This window comes from Xanthomonas arboricola, assembly GCF_002940665.1.
Taxonomy (GTDB): domain Bacteria; phylum Pseudomonadota; class Gammaproteobacteria; order Xanthomonadales; family Xanthomonadaceae; genus Xanthomonas; species Xanthomonas arboricola_B.
Genome location: NZ_MIGY01000003.1, coordinates 543,281 through 561,486, shown reverse-complemented (window position 1 = coordinate 561,486; position 18,206 = coordinate 543,281). Strand labels below are relative to the sequence as shown.

Sequence of the window (18,206 nt, the reverse complement as noted above, 5' to 3'; positions counted from 1 at the left end):
CGGAGTAAACCGAGCAACAGCAGTAACAGGAGCAACCGGAGCGTTCGAGTGCTGCGTACCAGGTGCGGGTCCAGGGCCGTGTTCGTTTGGCCGCCAGCGCGGCAGCTACGTCGGCCACGTTCTGCCCGTACGGTTGCGGTTGATTGTGCCGACCGCTTCCAGTGAGCGCACGGCACGACGTGCACGCGCGTGACGCGTCATGCCTGCATACACGCCGCACCGGTGTGCTCGCGCGGCGCTTGCGCATGGTCGCTCTGTCGCGCCCGGCATGGCGTATCCGGGTGATTGCCATCACCCTCACGGCTGGCCATGCTTGCATGTACTCCCCCCCTTAGCGTCGCCATTCCATGTCCCTGGCCGATACCCGCCACCATCAGATGTTTCCCGAGCTGGACTCGGGCCAATTGGCGATCACGCGGCGGTTTGCCAGCGGGCCGGCGCAGCGTTTCGATGCGGGCGAGATCGTCTTCGACGTGGGCGATGCGCATGCGCCGGTGTGGGTGGTGCTGGAAGGCACCATCGAAGTGGTGCGGCGCGACGGGTTGGGCAACGAAAAGCCGATCACCTTGCAGACGCCCGGCCAGTTCACCGGCGAGGTCAGCCAGCTGGCCGGGCGCGCGTCGCTGGCCGGCGGGCGTGCCGGGCCGCAGGGCTGCCTGGCGTTGCCGTTCGACACCGCACACCTGCGCGCGCTGATGATCAGCTCGGCCGAAGTGGGCGAGGTGGTGATGCGCGCGTTGATCCTGCGCCGCGTCGGCTTGATCGAAGGCGATGCCTCGGGCTCGGTGTTGATCGGCGAGCCGGACGATCCGCATCTGACCCGTTTGCAGGGCTTTCTCACCCGCAACGGTTACCCGAACACGGTGATCGATGCTTCCGACGAGGAAGGCCGCGCGTTGGTGCAGCGCTTCGGCATCCAGGAACAGGAACTACCGGTGATGGTGTGCCCGAGCGGGCGGGTGCTGCGCCAGCCCAGCGATGCCGAAGCGGCGCACTGCCTGGGCATGACGCCGGACATCGACCCGGACAAGCGCTACGACGTGGCCATCGTCGGCGCCGGCCCGGCCGGCCTGGCGACGGCGGTGTATGCGGCCTCCGAAGGCCTGTCGGTGCTGGTGCTGGACCAGCGCGCCATCGGCGGCCAGGCCGGCGCCTCGGCACGGATCGAGAACTACCTGGGCTTTCCGACCGGCATTTCCGGCCAGGCGCTGGCCGGGCGCGCCTACAACCAGGCACTGAAGTTCGGTGCCGAGCTGGCGATTCCGATCGAGGCCGGCACGCTGGAATGCGGGCGCGACGATGGTGCGCTGAAGCTGGATCTGGCCGACGGCAAGCAGCTGCTGGCCAGCACCGTGGTGGTTGCCTCGGGGGCGCGTTACCGGCGTCCGGAGATCGACGGACTGGAGCGTTTCGAAGGCCATGGGGTGTCGTACTGGGCCTCGCCGGTGGAAGCGCGGCTGTGCGAGGGCGGCGTGGTGGCGCTGGTGGGCGGTGGCAATTCCGCCGGCCAGGCGGTGGCGTTTCTGGCACCGCGGGTGAAGCAGCTGCACCTGATCATTCGCGGCGAAGGGCTGGAAGCGTCGATGTCGCAATATCTGATCGACCGTATCGCCGTGCTGCCGAACGTGCAGCTGCATACCGGCACCGAAGTGGCCGCACTGGACGGCGACCCGGAGCGCGGTCTGCACGCGGCGGTGTTGCGCACGCGCGCCGATGGGCAGACCACGCGGGTGGAGTTGCGGCATCTGTTCCTGTTCGTCGGCGCCGACCCCAACACCGGCTGGCTGCAGCAGTGCGTGGAGACCGATGCGCGCGGCTTCGTCGTCACCGGCAATACGCGCGGCGATGGCGTGCCGGCCTGTCTGCCGCTGGAAACCAACCGCCCCGGCGTGTTCGCCATCGGCGATGTGCGGGCCGGCTCGGTCAAGCGCGTGGCCGCGGCAGTGGGCGAGGGCGCGGCGGTCGTCGCGCAGATTCATCAATACCTGGCACACCAGGCCAACCCGGTGCCGGCATCGGAACTTGCCAGCGCTGGGGAATAGGGATTCGGGAATCGGGATTCGGAAAAGCGGCTTGCGCGCTGTTTGATTTCTTCGGGTGCGGGTTATGTGTGTTGGGCGATTGCGCGTCTGCTGAAGAGTGTGCGGTTTGCCTGCTTCTTGCGCACGCGCCTTCTCAGTCCGGCCAGTGCACCTGCGGCAGCACGCCGATCTGTGGGCGGGCGAACAGATAGCCTTGCTGCAGGTGGATGCCCATGTCGCGCAGGGTGCGGTATTCGTCGGGGTGCTCGATGCCTTCGGCGATGACGGCGATACCGAGTTCTTCGCACATGCGGGTGGCGTGGCGGACGATGGCCTGGCGGCTGCGGTCGGCGTCGATGCCGCGCACCAGGGCGATGTCCAGCTTGAGCAGGTCCGGCTGGAAGTCGGCCAGCAGGCCGAGGCCGGAATAGCCGGCGCCGAAGTCGTCGATGGCGGTCTTCAGGCCGCGCGCCTGGTAGGTGCGCATGATGTCGAGCAGGTGCGCCGGCTCGGCCAGGTGTTCCTGTTCGCTGACCTCGAAGATGATGGCGTCCAGCGGCCAGCCGTACTGCGCGGTGGCCGAGAGCGTGGCGCGCAGGCAGTGCTCGGGGTTGTAGACCGCATTGGGCATGAAGTTGATCGACAATAAGGCCGGCAGCGCGATCTGCGCGGCACATTCGATCGCCTTGATGCGGCAGGCCTGGTCAAAGGCGTAGCGGTTGCGCTCATCCACGGCGGCCAGGATGCTGCCGGCCGATTCGCCGTTGACGCCGCGCACCAGCGCTTCGCCGGCGTAGACGCTGCGGGTGGACACGTCCACGATCGGCTGGAACGCCATGGTGATGGCGGTGGGAAAGTCCTGGCCGTCGCGGCAGGCGTTGCAAACGGGGAGCGTGGGCATGGCTGAGCAATCGTGCGGCGTGGGGGTAGCCTAGCCATATCGGCCGCAACAGTGCGTCATTGAGTCTGCACACGCGCGCTCGCGCCATCCTCACCTGGCGCGCCACGGGGCTCGGCGATAATGCGTCATCGCTCGCATCGGATGCCCCATGACCGCTCTCACCGAACGTTACGCCCTGGCCGTGGATTACGCGCGCATCGCCCATGCCGGGCAGGTGCGCAAGGGCACGCAGATTCCGTATCTGAGCCATCTGCTGGGCGTGTCCACGCTGGTGCTGGAATGCGGCGGCGACGAAGAACAGGCCATCGCCGGGCTGCTGCACGATGTGGTGGAAGATTGCGGCGGCGGTCATGAGGCGTCGATCCGCGCGCAGTTCGGCGATGCGGTGGCCGACATCGTGATGGCATGCACCGATGCCACTGCCGAAGACAAGGCCGAGGTAGACAATACCGCCAGCGCACGCAAACGCGACTGGCGCGAGCGCAAGCTGGCCTACCTGGAGCACCTGCGCAACACGCCCGAGCGTGCCTTGCTGGTGTCCGGCTGCGACAAGCTCTACAACGCGCGCACCATCGTGCAGGACCTGCAAAACCCGGCCGTGGGCCAGGATATCTTCAATGTGTTCACCGCCGGGCGCGCCGGCACGCTGTGGTACTACGGCGAGCTTGAGGAGATCTTCCGCACGCGCGGCGCGGCGACTGCACGGCTGTTCAGTGGTGTGGTGGCGCGCATGCAGGCGCTGGCCGAGACCGGCGAGCAGCCGGTGCCAGTGCACGCGCTGGGGTGATCGGGTTGTAGAGCGGCTGGTTTGTGAGTTGGCTGCGGGGCCCTTGCCCGCCCACCATCGCAGGACACGCCGCACGTACGTCCTTGTAGGCGCTTACGCGGCATCCATGCCGCGTAAGGTCCCGCGACGGTGGGCGGGCAAGGACCCGTCGGGATGGTCGGTGTGCAGGGTGCAAGCACTGCAAGAGGCGCCTTTAACGCGTTCAACTCTTATGTGGTTGCGGCATGCATCAGCAAGCCAATGCAACCGGTGAGATGGTCCGCTTTTCACAAAGCGACCGACCCACTTTCTGGTGCTGTGTCCTTGCCGCTTGCGGGACCGTGTGGTGGCATGGATGCCGCCACCGAGCCACCACGAACGGGTTTACGGCATATCCCGCGAGCGGTGAGGGCACCGCGCCCTCGACCGACCAGGCTGTTGACCTGAAGCACTCGACTGCATCTGAACGCAGCTACGACGACATCGGCTGCATGCGTCCCGCGCTAGCCTAGTTGTGTCTAACGTCGGTCTGGTGGTCATGTCCAACGCAATCTCGTCGTCCTCCGGTCTGGTGCGCGTGCGCGGGGCACGCGAGCACAATCTCAAGAACGTGGACGTGGACATCCCGCGCGATGCGCTGGTGGTGTTCACCGGGGTGTCCGGCTCGGGCAAGTCGTCGCTGGCGTTCGGCACCGTGTTTGCCGAAGCGCAGCGGCGTTACCTGGATTCGATCTCGCCGTATGCGCGGCGCCTGATCGACCAGGTCGGCGTGCCGGAAGTGGATTCCATCGAAGGCCTGCCGCCGGCGGTGGCCTTGCAGCAGGCGCGTGGCGCGCCGAGTGCGCGCTCGTCGGTGGGCAGCGTCACCACCATCTCCAATTCCCTGCGCATGCTGTATTCGCGTGCGGGCAGCTACCCGCCGGGGCAGGACATCATCTACGCCGACGGCTTTTCGCCCAATACCCCGGCCGGTGCCTGCCCCACCTGCCATGGCCTGGGGCGCATCTACGATGCGACCGAGGCGACCATGGTGCTGGATCCCACGCTGAGCATCCGCGATCGCGCGGTTGCTGCCTGGCCCGGTGCCTGGCACGGCCAGAACCAGCGCGACATCCTCACCACGCTGGGCCACGACGTCGACCTGCCGTGGCACAAGCTGCCGAAGAAGACCCGCGACTGGATCCTCTACACCGACGAGCAACCGGTGGTGCCGGTGTACGCCGGCTACAGCCTGGACGAGGCCAAGCGCGCGCTGCGCCGCAAGGAGGAGCCCAGCTACATGGGCACCTTCACCAGTGCGCGGCGCTATGTGCTGCACACCTTTGCCACCACGCAGAGCGCGCAGATGAAAAAGCGCGTGGCGCAGTACCTGATCAGCACGCAGTGCCCGCAGTGCGACGGCAAGCGGCTGCGGCGCGAGGCGCTGTCGGTGACCTTCGCCGGGCTGGACATCGGCGAGCTGTCGCGACGGCCGCTGGATGAGGTGGCCGACCTGCTGCGCCCGGCTTCGTAAGGTGCCGGTGGCAAGCGCAACGACAAGCGCAGGCAGGCCGACACGCATCCCGAGCAGGCGATCGCCGCGCAACGCATCGCCGCCGACCTGCGCGCGCGGATCGAGGTGGTGCAGGCGCTGGGCCTGGGCTATCTCAGCCTGGAGCGCAGCACGCCGACGCTGTCGCCGGGCGAGCTGCAACGGCTGCGGCTGGCCACGCAGATCCGCTCGCAGTTGTTCGGCGTGGTGTATGTGATGGACGAGCCATCGGCGGGCCTGCATCCGGCCGATGCGCAGGCCTTGCTGGGCGCGCTGGATCAGCTCAAGGCCGCCGGCAATTCGGTGTTCGTGGTCGAACACGAGGTGGATGTGATCCGCCACGCCGACTGGATCGTCGACGTCGGCCCGGCTGCCGGCGTGCACGGCGGGCAGGTGCTGTACAGCGGCCCGCCCGCGGGACTGGAGCAGGTGGAGGCCTCGTCCACGCGCCGTTACCTGTTCGGCACCCCGCCGCAGGTGCACAGCCACGCGCGTGCGGCCACCGGTTGGCTGCAGCTGCGCGGCATTACCCGCAACAATGTGCGCGAGCTGGATGTGGACCTGCCGCTGGGCGTGTTCACCACCGTGACCGGTGTGTCCGGCTCGGGCAAGTCGTCGCTGGTGAGCCAGGCACTGGTGGAACTGCTGGCCGCCCATCTTGGACAAACCCAGGCAGAGGAAGACGAAGCGCTGGACCCGCTGGAGCGTGGCACGCAGGTGCCGCTGGGTGGGGCGATCGTCGGCGGGCTCGACCAGGTGCGCCGCCTGGTGCGGGTGGACCAGAAACCGATCGGCCGCACGCCACGTTCGAACTTGGCCACCTACACCGGCCTGTTCGATCCGGTGCGCAAGTTGTTCGCGGCCACACCGGCCGCACGCCGCCGCCGCTACGACCCGGGGCAGTTCTCGTTCAATGTCGCCAAGGGCCGTTGCGCCATCTGCGAGGGCGAGGGCTCGGTGCATGTGGAATTGCTGTTCATGCCCAGCGTGTACGCGCCATGCCCCAGCTGCCACGGCGCGCGCTACAACGCCAAGACCCTGGAGATCGCGCTGCGTGGGCACAACATCGCGCAGGTGCTGGCGATGACCGTGGACCAGGCCGCCAGCTTCTTTGCCGACGACGCCAGCGTGCTGCGCCCGTTGCAGGTACTGCGCGAAGTGGGACTGGGCTATCTGCGGCTCGGCCAGCCGGCCACCGAGCTGTCCGGTGGCGAGGCGCAGCGCATCAAGCTGGCGACCGAGCTGCAACGCGCGCAGCGGCGCGATACCGTGTACGTGCTGGACGAGCCGACCACCGGCCTGCATCCGGCCGACGTGGATACCTTGATGCGTCAGCTGCAAGGCCTGGTGGAGGCCGGCAATACGGTGATCGTGGTCGAGCACGACATGCGCGTGGCCGCCAGCAGCGACTGGGTGCTGGACATGGGGCCGGGCGCGGGCGGTGCGGGTGGCGCTGTCGTGGCGGCGGGTGCGCCGGATGCGGTTGCGCGGCAGCGTGGCAGCCGCACTGCGCCGTTCCTGGCGCAGGTATTGCGCGGGAAATAAGAGTGGCGCACAAACCCTTTCGAGGGGTGTAGCGATGACGTCAACGTGTTGCCCAGACGCGCCTTCGATGACGAGTGAATCGATGTCGGCATGGCAGCGAGTTGCGCATCGAAGAACGCCGATCAGACCGCACTGCATCGCACGGCATGCACTGCTTGCAAACATGCACACCGACCATCTCCACTGGCCCTTGCCCGTCCACCGTCGCGGGACCTTACGCGGCATGGATGCCGCGTAAGAGCCTACAAGGACGTACTTGCGGCGTGTCCTGCGATGGTGGGCGGGCAAGGGCCCCGCAGAAAACCCGCAGATCGTCCGCTATACACCGGGGCACACGCACCGTCCAATCCCCTCTCAAGACGACCGAGAGCGTGAGCGTCAGCGCAATGTAGATGTGCCCGAGCCAACCTGGGCGCGATGCCGTCGGCGTGAGCGAGACACGCCCCATATCCATCCCCTGCGCTGAGCCATCCCGATGGCGGCTGGCGCTCAGCCCATCAATTCAAAACTTGCAGACACGCCCTCGGCCTCTGCAGAGGGCGCCACCCACACATCGAATACGCCAGGCTCTACCGTCGGCTTCAATGCCTGGCCGATAAACAGCAGGTCCTCACGGCGCAGCACGAACTCCACCACCGCGCTGCCGCCTGCCGGCACCGCCAGCTTGCGGAAGTCCTTCAGCTCGCGCACCGGGCGGGTGATACTGGCGCTGCGGTCGCGGATGTAGAACTGCGCCACTTCCTCGGCATCGCGCGTGCCGCGGTTGTGGATGCGCGCGCTGATGCGCAAGCTACCGGTCGCCGCCATCCGTGCATCGCTCAAGCGCAGCTCGCCGTACTCGATGCGGCCATAGGTCAGGCCATGCCCGAACGGAAACAACGCGGCATTGGGCGCGGTACGGTAGCGGGTCTTGAACGGCTGCAAGGCATCCGGGCGCGGGTCGGCACGGCCGCTGGGCTTGTGCGCATAGCTATAGGGCACTTGCCCGGATGCATACGGAAAACTCACCGGCAAGCGACCGGACGGACCGTGCGCGCCGAACAGGATGTCCGCCAACGCGTCGCCCGATGCCGAGCCCAGGAACCAGCCGACCAGGATTGCCGGTGCCTTGAGCACCGGACCATCGATCACCAGCGCACGGCCGTTGCTGAGCACCACCACCACCGGCGTGCCGGTGGCTGCCACCGCGGCCAGCAGCGATTGCTGCACGGCGGGAATGACGATCTCGCTGCGCGACTGCGCTTCGCCGGAGTAGCGCATCGGCTCGCCGATCGCCAGCACCGCCACATCCGCGGACGCCGCTGCCGTGACGGCCGCCTGCACGCCGCCGGGCAGGCCATGTTCGAAGTCGCAGCCTTCCACCACCTGCAGGCTGCCCGGGTTGCCCAGCCGCGCGCGCAGTGCGGTGGCCAGGTCGTTGCCGCTGTCGTCGCCGCCGAACAGGGTCCATGGGCCGGCGGTGTCGGTCCAGTTGCGTGCCATCGGCCCGATCAGCGCGATGTGTTGCCCCTGCGTCTTCAGTGGCAGCAGCTCGCCATCGTTCTTGAGCAGCACGATGGATTTGCGCGCCGCCTCGCGTGCCAGTGCCAAGCTGTCCGGGCGCCGCTGCCGTGCCTGTGCGCGTGCCGGCACGATGCGCAGGAACGGATCGTCGAACAATCCAAGCTCGGCCTTGAACTGCAGCACGCGCCGTACCGAGGCATCCAGTTGCGCCATCGTCACGTCGCCGGCGGCCACCAGCGCCGGCAGATGCTGCAGGTACAGCCCGCTCTGCATGCTGATGTCCACACCGGCCAAAAACGCCAGCCTGGTCGCCTCGCGCGCATCGCTGGCAAACCCGTGCCCGATCAGTTCCAGATCGCCGGTGTAGTCGGACACCACCAGGCCGCGGTAGTCCCACTCGCCGCGTAGCACCTCGCCCAGCAACCAGCGATTGGCGGTGGCAGGGATGCCGGCGATCTCGTTGAAGGCCGCCATCGTGGTCACCGCGCCGGCATCGAAGGCAGCCTGGAACGGCGGGAAGTAGACCTCGCGCAGGCTGCGCTCGGAGATGTCGACAGTGTTGTAGTCCAGCCCCGCCTCGGCGGCTCCGTAGGCAGCGAAATGCTTGGGGCAGGCCGCAAGTGCATCGGCATGATCCAGGCCCTCGCCCTGGAAGCCGCGCACGCGTGCCTGCGCAAAACGCCGGCCGAGCAGCACGTCTTCGCCGCTGCCTTCCACGCCGCGCCCCCAGCGCGCATCGCGTGCGATATCCACCATCGGCGCGAAGGTCCAGTCGATGCCGACCGCACTGGCCTCCAGTGCAGCCGCACGCGCGGTGCGTTGCGCCAGCGCCGGCTCGAAGCTGGCAGCTTCTGCCAGCGGCACCGGAAACACCGTGGTGAACCCGTGGATCACATCGGCGGCAAACAGCAGCGGAATCTTCAACCGGCTCTGCAGCGCGGCCTGCTGCAGTTGCTGATGCCACAGCACATTGGAGCCGTTGAAAATGCCGCCCACCCGCCCGGCACGCGCGGCGGCAAGCTGGCCCTCGGCCGTGGGCACGGTATTGATCGGGTTGGCCGCCGCCGCCGCATCGGTCTGCTGCGCCGAACCGGACAGCGTCAGCTGGCCGGCCTTTTCCTCCACGCTCATGCGTGCGATCAAGGCATCGATAAAGGCGGGCGCCGCGACCGCACGGCGCGGCAGCGCAACCCCCACCGGCACCTGTGCCAACACGGCTGCCGACGCGGTGCCCAGCAGCAACCCGCGACGCGTGATTCCTGTCCCCATGCCCGCCATCCCCGTCTGTCCAGGCCAGACGCTAACGGATCGCCAGGCAAAAGCCGTGATGCGGTGCACGATGGATGCCGAGCCGGCCGTCTCGGCAACGATGGCAACAGCACAACGCCTTCACCGTTGCCGCACTAGCGTGCGCCATCAATCAACGGCGGTCAGGACACACGATGCTGGACGTGCAAACACGCGTGCGCTTCTACGAAATGATGCACCTTGGCATGCCATGGTGGGAGTTCGTGTTGCGTGCGGTAGCGGTCTATACCGTGGTCCTGCTGCTGACGCGCATGACCGGCAAACGCGCGCTGGGCCAGTCCACGCCGTTCGACGTGCTGCTCATCGTGCTGCTGGGAACCGCGGTGCAGAACTCGTTGATCGGCAAGGACGTTTCGTTGCTGGGCGGCATGATCCTGGCCGTCACCCTGCTGGCGTTGAACTGGCTGGTGGGCATGGCGACCGCGCGCAGCCGGCGGCTCGATACCTGGGTTCAGGGCAGCCCTGCGCTGCTGGCGCGCGGTGGCGAGATCTACTGGAAGGAGCTGGTTCGCCACAACGTCAGCTATGCCGATTTCGAGGTGGCAAAACGCAAGGCCGATTGCCGCGACGATGCCGATATCGACATGGCGATCCTGGAAACCTCCGGCGAGATCAGCATCCTGAAAAAACGCTAGCGCGCAGGCCAGCGTGCACGCGGGACGTGCCGCCGCGTCGTTGTGGCGGCCAGCCTGGCGCATGCGCGCCGACTGGCGGCTCAGCGGGCCTTGCAGAACAACGCCAGGTCCACCGACTCGGCCATGCGCTGGTAACCGGCATCGTTGGGATGCAGGAAGTCGCGGGTCAGGGCGGCGGGCAACCACTCAGGCCTGGCGGGGTCGCGCAACGCGGCGTCGAAGTCGATCACCGCATCGAATGCCTGCCCCTCGCGGATGAACCCGTTGAGCGTCTGGCGTGTGGCCGCCGCCACCGGTTCGTAGCGGTCGGAGTTGCCGAACGGGGTCAGCGTGGCGCCGATCACGGCGATGCCGTGTTGCTGCAGCCGGGCCACGATCTGGCGATATCCCAGCACCATGTCGGCGGCATTGCGGCCGGCAATTGCATCCGGCGGACCGCTGTGGCGGATGTCGTTGATGCCTTCGAACAGGATCACCCGGTCCACCCCGGGCAGCGCCAGCACGTCGCGATCCAGCCGCGCCAGCGCGCTGGGGCTGCGGCCGACGTCGAGCAGCTTGTTGCCGCTGATGCCGGCGTTGAGCACCACCACGCTGCCGGGGCAGCGCTGCTCCAGCCGCCTGGCCAGCAGGGCCGGCCAATCGCCATTGGCGCCGCGTGTGGCGGTGGCGCCTTCGGTGATCGAATCGCCCAGCGCCACCACCACCGTCTGGCGTGGATGCGGCGGTTGGACGTAAAGGGCCGAGATGACGTTCTGGCGATACGCCAACGCGTTGCTGTCCGGTACCTCTCCCTGGCCCTTGACAACCCGCACCGCCGTGCGGCGTACCGCCGGGCGCGCCGGTGTGGGGAAATACAGGCTGACCGCCACATCGCCCAATGCCGGTGCACGCAGCGGCACCGGGTCGCTGAGCAGCACGCCGCCGGGCGGCACGGTCACGCTGGCGCGCCCTTCGAAGCGCAGCGGTTGCGCGTCCCCGGCGCCGCCGAGCAGACGCGCCGTGCCCGCAGCGACCGTCAGCGGTGCGGTGCCCAGCTCGTTGCTGATGCGCACGCGCAGGGCCACTGCCGCACTGCCCAGGCGCATGTCCTGGCGCACCGTTTCATCGGCAAACTGCAGCGGCGTGTCGGCGCCGCCGTCGAGCCGGTCCGGCGTCGCCGAGGCGATCCAGGCCGGCACCCAGCGTGGCGCGGGGTGTGCCATGGCCGGGCCTGCCAGCACCACACTCAGCGTCGCAGTCATCATCCATCGCCAGCGCATGCAGCACTCCTTTGTCGATCAGGAAAAGAACACGCCGCCGTTGACGTCCAGGTTGGCACCATTGATGAAGCTGGCCGCATCCGATGCCAGGTACAACGCCGCATCGGCGGCTTCGTCGGGGCGGCCTTCGCGTCGTAGCGGGGTGGCATTGGCGACGAAGGCGCGCACTTCCGGCTTGGTGAAGTCGTCGTGGAAGCGGGTGGAGATCATGCCGCAGCACAGGGCGTTGACGCGGATGCCGCGCGGGCCCAGTTCCTTGGCCATCGCGCGCGAGAAGGTCATTACCGCCGCCTTGGCGGTGGCGTAGATGGCCGCACCCGGTCCACCGCCATCGCGCCCGGCAAGCGAGGCGAAATTGACGATCGCGCCGCCTTCGCGCATATGCGGCGCCACCGCCTGGGTGGTCAGGTAGACCGATTTGAGGTTGAGGTCCATCACCTGATGGAAGAAGGTCTCGTCGATGTCGGCCAGCGGCTTGCGCGCCAACATGCCGCCGGCCACGTTGATCAGCACATCGATGTGCTGGCCGAAGGCGGTGCGCGTGGCGGTCAGCATGCCGGCCACGGCGGTGGCATCGGTGACGTTGGCGCGGTGCAGGATGCCCTGGCCGCCGGCGGCCTGCAGCTGCGCCAGCGTATCGCGCGCGCTGGCGTCGTCGTTGGCGTAGTTGATGCAGACCTTGGCGCCGGCCGCAGCCAGCTTGAGCGAGATGGCGCGGCCGATATCGCGGCCACCGCCGGTGACGATGGCGACCTTGTCGTGGAAATGCATGCGGGTGTGTCCTGTTGGTGTGGGGAAAGCGGAGTAGGCAGCGGGCACGCTCAGGTGCCCGCTGCGTCGAGTCTGTGGATACGGCCGGTGACCAGCCACAGCGCGGCCAGCGAGGCCGGCACCAGCGCGGCGACCAGAATGAACATCGGTGCGTACGAGGTTGCGGTCATCACCGGGACCAGCCAGGTGGTGATCAAGGTGCCGGCCACCGCGGCCATGCCGCCGATGCCGGCCAGCGAGCCGACCGATTTACCGGCGAACAGGTCGCCGGGCAGGGTCTGGATATTGCCGATGGCGATCTGGAAGCCGAACAGCACGGCGGCAATCGTCAGCACCGCCATGCGCGGGTCGGCTGCCTGCACGGCGCCGAGCAGCGCCGGCGTCATGATGGCCCCGCCCAGGGTGATGGTCCATTTGCGCGCGCGGTCCACGCTCCAGCCGGCCGCGATCAGCCGCCCGGACAGCCAGCCGCCGCACAGGCTGCCCAGCATCGCGCCGACGAACGGCACCCAGGCGAATGCGCCGATCTGCTTGATGTCGAAGTGGAAGGTCTCGGCCAGGTAGATCGGCAACCACGACACGAACAGCCACCAGATCGGGTCCAGGAAGAACCGCGCCAGCACGATCCCCCAGCTTTGCCGGTGCGACATCAGCTGACGCAGCGTGGGCAGGTAGGCCGGCGGCGGCGCGCTGCCGGCGTCGGGTACATCCAGGATCAACGCACGCTCGGCCGCGTCGACCCAGGGATGCCGGTCCGGCCCGGCGCGGTAAATCACCAGCCACGGCAGCAACCAGAGCATGCCCAGCACGCCGATCAGCACGAACGTGCCTTTCCAGCCGAACGACAGGAACAGCAGCGCGATCAGCGGCGCCGAGACGATCGCGCCGATGGAGGCGCCGGCATTGAAGATGCCCTGCGCCAACGCACGCTCTCGGGCGGGAAACCATTCCGCATTGGCCTTGACCGCGCCTGGCCAGGCGCCGGCTTCGCTGATGCCCAGCAGTGCGCGCACCACCGAGAACGCCATGATGGAATGGGTGAGGGCATGCAGCGCGATGGAGAGCGACCACACCGCGATGGACAAGGCAAAGCCGAGCCGGGTCCCGATGATGTCGAACAGCCGCCCGAACACGAACTGCCCGGCGGCATAGAACAGCATGAAGATGGTGACCAGCAGCGCGTAGTCTTCCTTGGTGGCACCGATGTCGCGCGAGATTGCCGGCCACATCACCGCCAACGCGTTGCGGTCAATGTAGTTGATCACCGTGGCCACCGCGATCAGCGCCACGATCAGCCAGCGCACCGCCGAGCGCTTGCCCGCGGGCCGCGTGCCGGTGGCGCCGGTGGAGACGCTGCTCATTGCGCACCTGCGGTGCGATCGAAGCGCGCATAGCCGCCGCGCCAGCTGTAGCGCTGACCGGCGGCCTGCACCTGGTGGCTGCGTTGTGCATCGGCGTCGTCGGCCACCGCCAGCGCGATGCGCTGGCCGCCGACCAGGGTGAGCACGATCACCTCGGCATCGTCGCCGCGCACGCGCTCGATGGCGCGGATGCGGCTGTTGGCACCGCGTACGTACTCGGCGGTGCCGTTGTATTCGCCATGCGGTTCCAGCACGCCGAAGAAGCTGACATTGGCCTGCCCATCGACACGCTGGATCAGCGCCGGTTCGCGGCGCAGGTTGAAATTCGGGTCGTTGGCTCCGCTTTCCACCAGCAAGGCACGCGCAGGCGCGCTGCTGCCGAAGCGGTAGCTGTAGAAGCGGCCGGCGAGCAGCCAGCTCAGGCTGCGCGTGTCGGTGCTGGCGTCGCTGGAGGCGTCCACCCACAGGTGCTGATAGCCGTTGGCCTTGCCCAGTACCGGGCGTTGCGTCAGTGCGCGCTCTGCCTTGAAGCCGACCTGCATGATCTGCCCGTTGAAGTGCAGCGGCAGGTCGTAACGTGCCGGAGCGCTGGCGTTGACGCGCAGCAGGTCGACCACCACCGGCAGGCGCAGCTGCGGGTGCGACAGCAGCGCCTGGGTGCGGGTGAAGGTGACTCCGTCGTAGGCCTGCTGCATGCGCGCCGACACGATCTGGGTGTCGGCAGTGCTGGCGAACAGCAGCTGCGTCGGCGCGTGTTGCTCGCCCACTTTCCAGTCGCCGTTGAAGTGGCTGGTCTCGTTCACCACCAGCGTGTTGTGCGCAACGGTCTGCTTGGCCCAGCTGCTGTTTTCCGGCAGATAGATGCCGCCGGCCTTGGCTTCCACATTCAAGAAACGCGCCGCGCCGTAGTCGGTGACCACGCGCTGGCCGTTGTCGTAGAACAGCCAGTGCAACTTGTCGAAGTGGCCGTGGCCCATGCCTTGCGAGGTGTTCTTCATCACCAGCGTCTGGCCGTCTTCGCCGCCGCTGCGCAGGATCGCCAGCGCGCCCTGGTCGCCCTGTGCGCCATCGCGCAGCAACACGCTGCCGAAGGCGAACGGTTGGGCGCGGTCCTGCGTGAGCGCGCTGGCCACGGCCAGGCCTTCGGGCGTGAGCAGGACGCGGCGCTGGCGTTGTGCGACGGACAGCAGCTGCGGATCGTGGGTCTGCGCGTAGGCGATGCCGATGCCGGCCACCAGTTCTTCGGTGTCCAGGCCCTTGTCGAGGATGGCGTCATTGATCGGGAAGAAATAGCCGCCGTAGCTGCTCTGCACCAGGCTGTTTACGGCCTTGAGCAGCACGCCGTCGCGACGCTGGAAGATGCGCTGCTGCGGCTGGTTGCGCTCGATCGCATTGGCGAACAGCACGAACGGCGCCAGGGCATAGCGTTGGTAGTACGGGCCTTCGGCGTAGTAGCCGTCCGGCGAGAACAGCTGGTCCACCTGCGCCAGGAAGCCGGCCTTGCCATCGCGCCTGCTGCCGCGCAGCGCCTTGTCCACCAGCACCTGATCGCGCAGCACGTAGCCGGTCATGCCGACCGCGGCCACCGCCCAGGTGGCGTGGTTGTGGATCTTGTCGAAGTTGTCGGCGCTTTCGTCGCACAGGAACTGCGCCATGCGCGCGAACACCTCGCGGTCGATGGTGGCGCGGTCCTGCGCGCTGAGCGTGTCGCGGATGGCGTCGTAGCCCTGGCTTGCGTAGACCAGCCACACCGAGTCGTTCAAGGATTGCCAGAACAGCCGCCCCGGGACCTGGCCGCGCCCGGCCGGGTGAGCGCCCAGCGTGGGATACAGGCGTGCGTAGGCCAGCAGCACGTCGCGCGCATAGTCGGCATAGGCGCGATCGCCGGTGAGCCGGTACAGCGCGCCGGCCGCCTGGATGGCCTGGTAGTTGCGTTTGTGCTGCTCGTGGCTGGCGCCGCCGCCGGGATCGCTGGGCACCGGCACGTCCACCCCGGCCCGCATCGCCGCGCGCACGCTGGCTTCTGCGCGTGCCTGCTCGCGGGCGAACACCGGCAGCCTGGCGCCAGCGCTGGCCATCTCGCGCCATTGTCGGGCGGTGACCAGCACCGGCGTGGCGTCGGTGGCGCGCGGTTGCGGCTGCGCCGCTTGTTCGGCTGCGGGTGACGGGGCGGCGCTGCAGGGCAGAGCGCTGCCGGCGCTGACCAGGACCAGCAGCAACAGGCGGGTGGAACGGGTCATAGCAGGGGCTCCGCTGCGTCGGCGTGCAGCGCCGGGGTGCCGACGAACTGGTTGCCGCTGGCGATGAGGTGGGGCGTACCGGTGGTGCGCTGCGCCAGGATCGCGGCGCTGTCGACGAAGCGGTTATTGCGCAGCGCGATGCGCTGCACGCCGTGCAGGCGCAACGACGCATCCGCAGCGCGGCCGACCTGCGCGAAGTGCGAGTCGCTCACCTGCAGCACCGGGCCGAAGGTACTTTCGTCGCGGCCACCGCGATACAGGTCCAGCACCGGCCCGGCGACGCGGTGGAACTGCGACTGCCGCACCGTCACCCGTTCGACGTTGTAGGTGCCGCGGTCGTCGGTCTCGGCGTGCGCGGACAGCACCCGGCCGGAGACGTCCTCGACCAGCAACCTGTCCAGCAGGATATGGTCGGCCAGGCTGCCCTTGCCGAGTGCGATCACATCGAAGCCGGCTTGCGCGTGCAGATGATGCAGGTGCATGTCGTGCAATGTGAGCTGGTACTGCGCCACCGCGCTGCCGGGTGCGGTGCGGATCACCGCATTGCCCGGCTGCGCGGGCGCGGCGCGGCCATCGATCTCGAGCCGGGCCAGGCTGAGCGAGCCGCCGGGCGCGATCTGGAACAGCGCCGGCTGCGAAAAGCGGATGCGCGCGCGGCCGCGTTGCGGGCCTTCCAGCGTCAGCGGCCGGTCCACGTCGAGGATGTCATCGACCTGGTAGCGCCCTGCGTCCAGTTGCAGGCGATCGCCGGGGCCGGCGTGCGCCACGGCGTCGGTCAGGCTGGACTGCCCCGGCCGCACGCGGGTGCGGCGGCCGCTGTCGGTGACTGCCGGCGCTGCCTGCTTGGGGTACCAGCTCACGCCCACCTGCGTGCGCGCGATGTAGCTCAGCGCCGGGTCGGCACCGACGCCCGTGGCGTTGTCGGCGACCAGCAGGCCGGTGCTGGCGCGGGTCATCGTCACCTGGCGGCTGTTGACGCCGCCGGGCAGGCGGGTGGAGGCCAGCGGGCTTTGCAGGTTGCTGGTGAAGGCAATGCCGGACAGATCGCCCAGCACGCGCACCGGGTCGGACGCGGCCACGATGAGGTTGCCGGCAAAGCGGCTGTTGATCGGCGCGGCGGTGCGCTCGGCATCCATGCCGGCACCGAAGAACAGCTGGTTGACGGTCACGAAGGTGTTGCGCTCGATGCGCGCCTGGTCCACCTGCACGTAGCGGTTGGCGGGCGAGTTGGGCACCCCGTACATGATGCTCAGCGCCGACGAATAGCCATCGCCGGCCAGGTTTTCCAGGTAGTTGTGGCGCACGGTCTGCTTGCGGTTGATCACGCGGATGCCGCCGGTGTCGGCCTTGCCGTCGCCGAAGAACACGTTGCGCTCGACCAGGTTGCCATCGCCATGCCGCAGCACCAGCGCGCCGCGCGATTGCTTGAACACATTGCCACGGTAGGTGTTGCCGCCGGACTTGTTGGAGACCACCTCCACCTCGCCGTCGCAGCCTTCGAACCAGTTGTTGTCCACCACCGAGTTGGAGGCGCTGTCGGCATCGCTGCTGGTGCCGATGCGTAGCGTCTCGCCGCCATTGGCGCCCAGGTTGGGGCGTGGCCCAAACCAGTTGTGGTCGATGCGATGGCGATTGTCCAGGCCCTGGGTGGCGTCGCGCACCACCACCAGGGTGGGGCCGGCATTGGTCTTGCCGACCAGCTGGTTGTGGTCGAAGCGGTTGTCGCTGTCGTACAGCGCCACCCAGTTGTCCGAATCGCTGCGGGTGGGCTTGCTGAAGCCGTCCACCACCACGCCGGTGATGCGGCTATGGCGCGCGCGTTCCTTGCTGGAGATGCGGTACGACAGCACCGCATCGCCCGGGCTATGGCCGTCGCGGAACACCAGGTCCGATACCACCAGGTAGGTGCCGGCCATCTGCAGGTCGGAGGTGCCGCTGATGATCACCTTGCCGGGCGTTTGCGCGGTGAGGGTGATCGGCTGCTCGGCGGTGCCTTGCCCGCGCAGCACGATGGCGAAATCCCGCCACTGCCCATCGGCCAGCACGATGCGATCGCCGGCGCGCAGCGCCGCCGCCGCCACGGCGTACTCGCTCTGGTCGTGCACCAGGTACGAGGTGGCCTGGGCCGAGCCGATCCAGGCGGGCGCGCACAGCAGCAACAGGCAGGCAAGGGAGACGGGGGATCGCATCGGGATGCTCCTGGACGCTGGCGCGTCGGTGATGGCCGAGGGTAACAGTGCAGACTGGATCGTCAACCAAAATAGTAGTCCAGTTGGTCTGTATTGAAGCCTGTGAATCGCTCTATGTCATGCTGCGAATGCACAAAAAAATTACGAAAACTGGCCTAGTGATGCGGTTGGTCGGG

At 68.1% G+C, this 18,206-nt stretch carries 10 protein-coding genes and 1 pseudogene; 4 read left to right on the top strand and 7 right to left on the bottom strand.

All coding sequences use genetic code 11. From position 1 onward, the window contains the following. The first annotated feature begins 347 nt into the window (after window positions 1–347). Complete coding sequence (locus XarjCFBP7645_RS15990; protein WP_104538305.1) at window positions 348–2,042, top strand: FAD-dependent oxidoreductase; 1,695 nt, start codon at window positions 348–350, stop codon at window positions 2,040–2,042. A gap of 133 nt (window positions 2,043–2,175) precedes the next feature. On the opposite strand, the gene XarjCFBP7645_RS15985 is transcribed toward XarjCFBP7645_RS15990, so the two are convergent. Continuing rightward, window positions 2,176–2,922 carry an EAL domain-containing protein gene (locus XarjCFBP7645_RS15985; protein ID WP_047124152.1) on the bottom strand — a complete coding sequence of 249 codons (747 nt, stop codon included), beginning with the start codon at window positions 2,920–2,922 and terminating at the stop codon, window positions 2,176–2,178. A gap of 148 nt (window positions 2,923–3,070) precedes the next feature. Here XarjCFBP7645_RS15985 and XarjCFBP7645_RS15980 point away from each other — a divergent pair, with 148 nt between their 5' ends. Then, window positions 3,071–3,709, top strand: a complete 639-nt coding sequence (locus XarjCFBP7645_RS15980; RefSeq protein WP_104538304.1) for an HD domain-containing protein — start codon at window positions 3,071–3,073, stop codon at window positions 3,707–3,709. Window positions 3,710–4,226: 517 nt separating this feature from the next. Then, window positions 4,227–6,764 (top strand): annotated as a pseudogene (locus XarjCFBP7645_RS15970) (excinuclease ABC subunit A). Window positions 6,765–7,253: 489 nt separating this feature from the next. Here XarjCFBP7645_RS15970 and XarjCFBP7645_RS15965 read toward each other — a convergent pair. Beyond that, a complete protein-coding gene (locus XarjCFBP7645_RS15965; RefSeq protein WP_104538303.1) occupies window positions 7,254–9,536 on the bottom strand; it encodes a glycoside hydrolase family 3 N-terminal domain-containing protein in 2,283 nt (760 codons plus the stop codon). 173 nt (window positions 9,537–9,709) lie between these two features. On the opposite strand from XarjCFBP7645_RS15965, the gene XarjCFBP7645_RS15960 reads away from it, so the two are divergent. Continuing rightward, entirely contained in the window at window positions 9,710–10,210 is a 501-nt protein-coding gene (locus XarjCFBP7645_RS15960; RefSeq protein ID WP_104538302.1) for a DUF421 domain-containing protein, read from the top strand. Between the two features lie 80 nt (window positions 10,211–10,290). Here XarjCFBP7645_RS15960 and XarjCFBP7645_RS15955 read toward each other — a convergent pair whose 3' ends face one another. From XarjCFBP7645_RS15955 to XarjCFBP7645_RS15935, 5 genes are read right to left on the bottom strand one after another with little or no spacing between them, the layout of a single operon-like run. Continuing rightward, window positions 10,291–11,469 carry an SGNH/GDSL hydrolase family protein gene (locus XarjCFBP7645_RS15955; protein WP_243848994.1) on the bottom strand — a complete coding sequence of 393 codons (1,179 nt, stop codon included), beginning with the start codon at window positions 11,467–11,469 and terminating at the stop codon, window positions 10,291–10,293. Window positions 11,470–11,487: 18 nt separating this feature from the next. Continuing rightward, window positions 11,488–12,240, bottom strand: coding sequence for an SDR family NAD(P)-dependent oxidoreductase (locus tag XarjCFBP7645_RS15950; protein WP_104538300.1), 753 nt, complete (start codon window positions 12,238–12,240; stop codon window positions 11,488–11,490). A gap of 50 nt (window positions 12,241–12,290) precedes the next feature. Then, entirely contained in the window at window positions 12,291–13,601 is a 1,311-nt protein-coding gene (locus tag XarjCFBP7645_RS15945) for an MFS transporter (RefSeq protein ID WP_104538299.1), read from the bottom strand. After that, the gene (locus XarjCFBP7645_RS15940) at window positions 13,598–15,841 is read right to left on the bottom strand and encodes an oligoalginate lyase (protein WP_104538298.1); all 2,244 of its coding nucleotides are present in this window, start codon (window positions 15,839–15,841) and stop codon (window positions 13,598–13,600) included. Before XarjCFBP7645_RS15940 ends, XarjCFBP7645_RS15945 begins: the two co-directional genes overlap by 4 nt. After that, a complete protein-coding gene (locus XarjCFBP7645_RS15935; RefSeq protein WP_244860168.1) occupies window positions 15,838–18,030 on the bottom strand; it encodes a polysaccharide lyase 6 family protein in 2,193 nt (730 codons plus the stop codon). Before XarjCFBP7645_RS15935 ends, XarjCFBP7645_RS15940 begins: the two co-directional genes overlap by 4 nt. Between the last annotated feature and the right edge of the window lie 176 nt (window positions 18,031–18,206).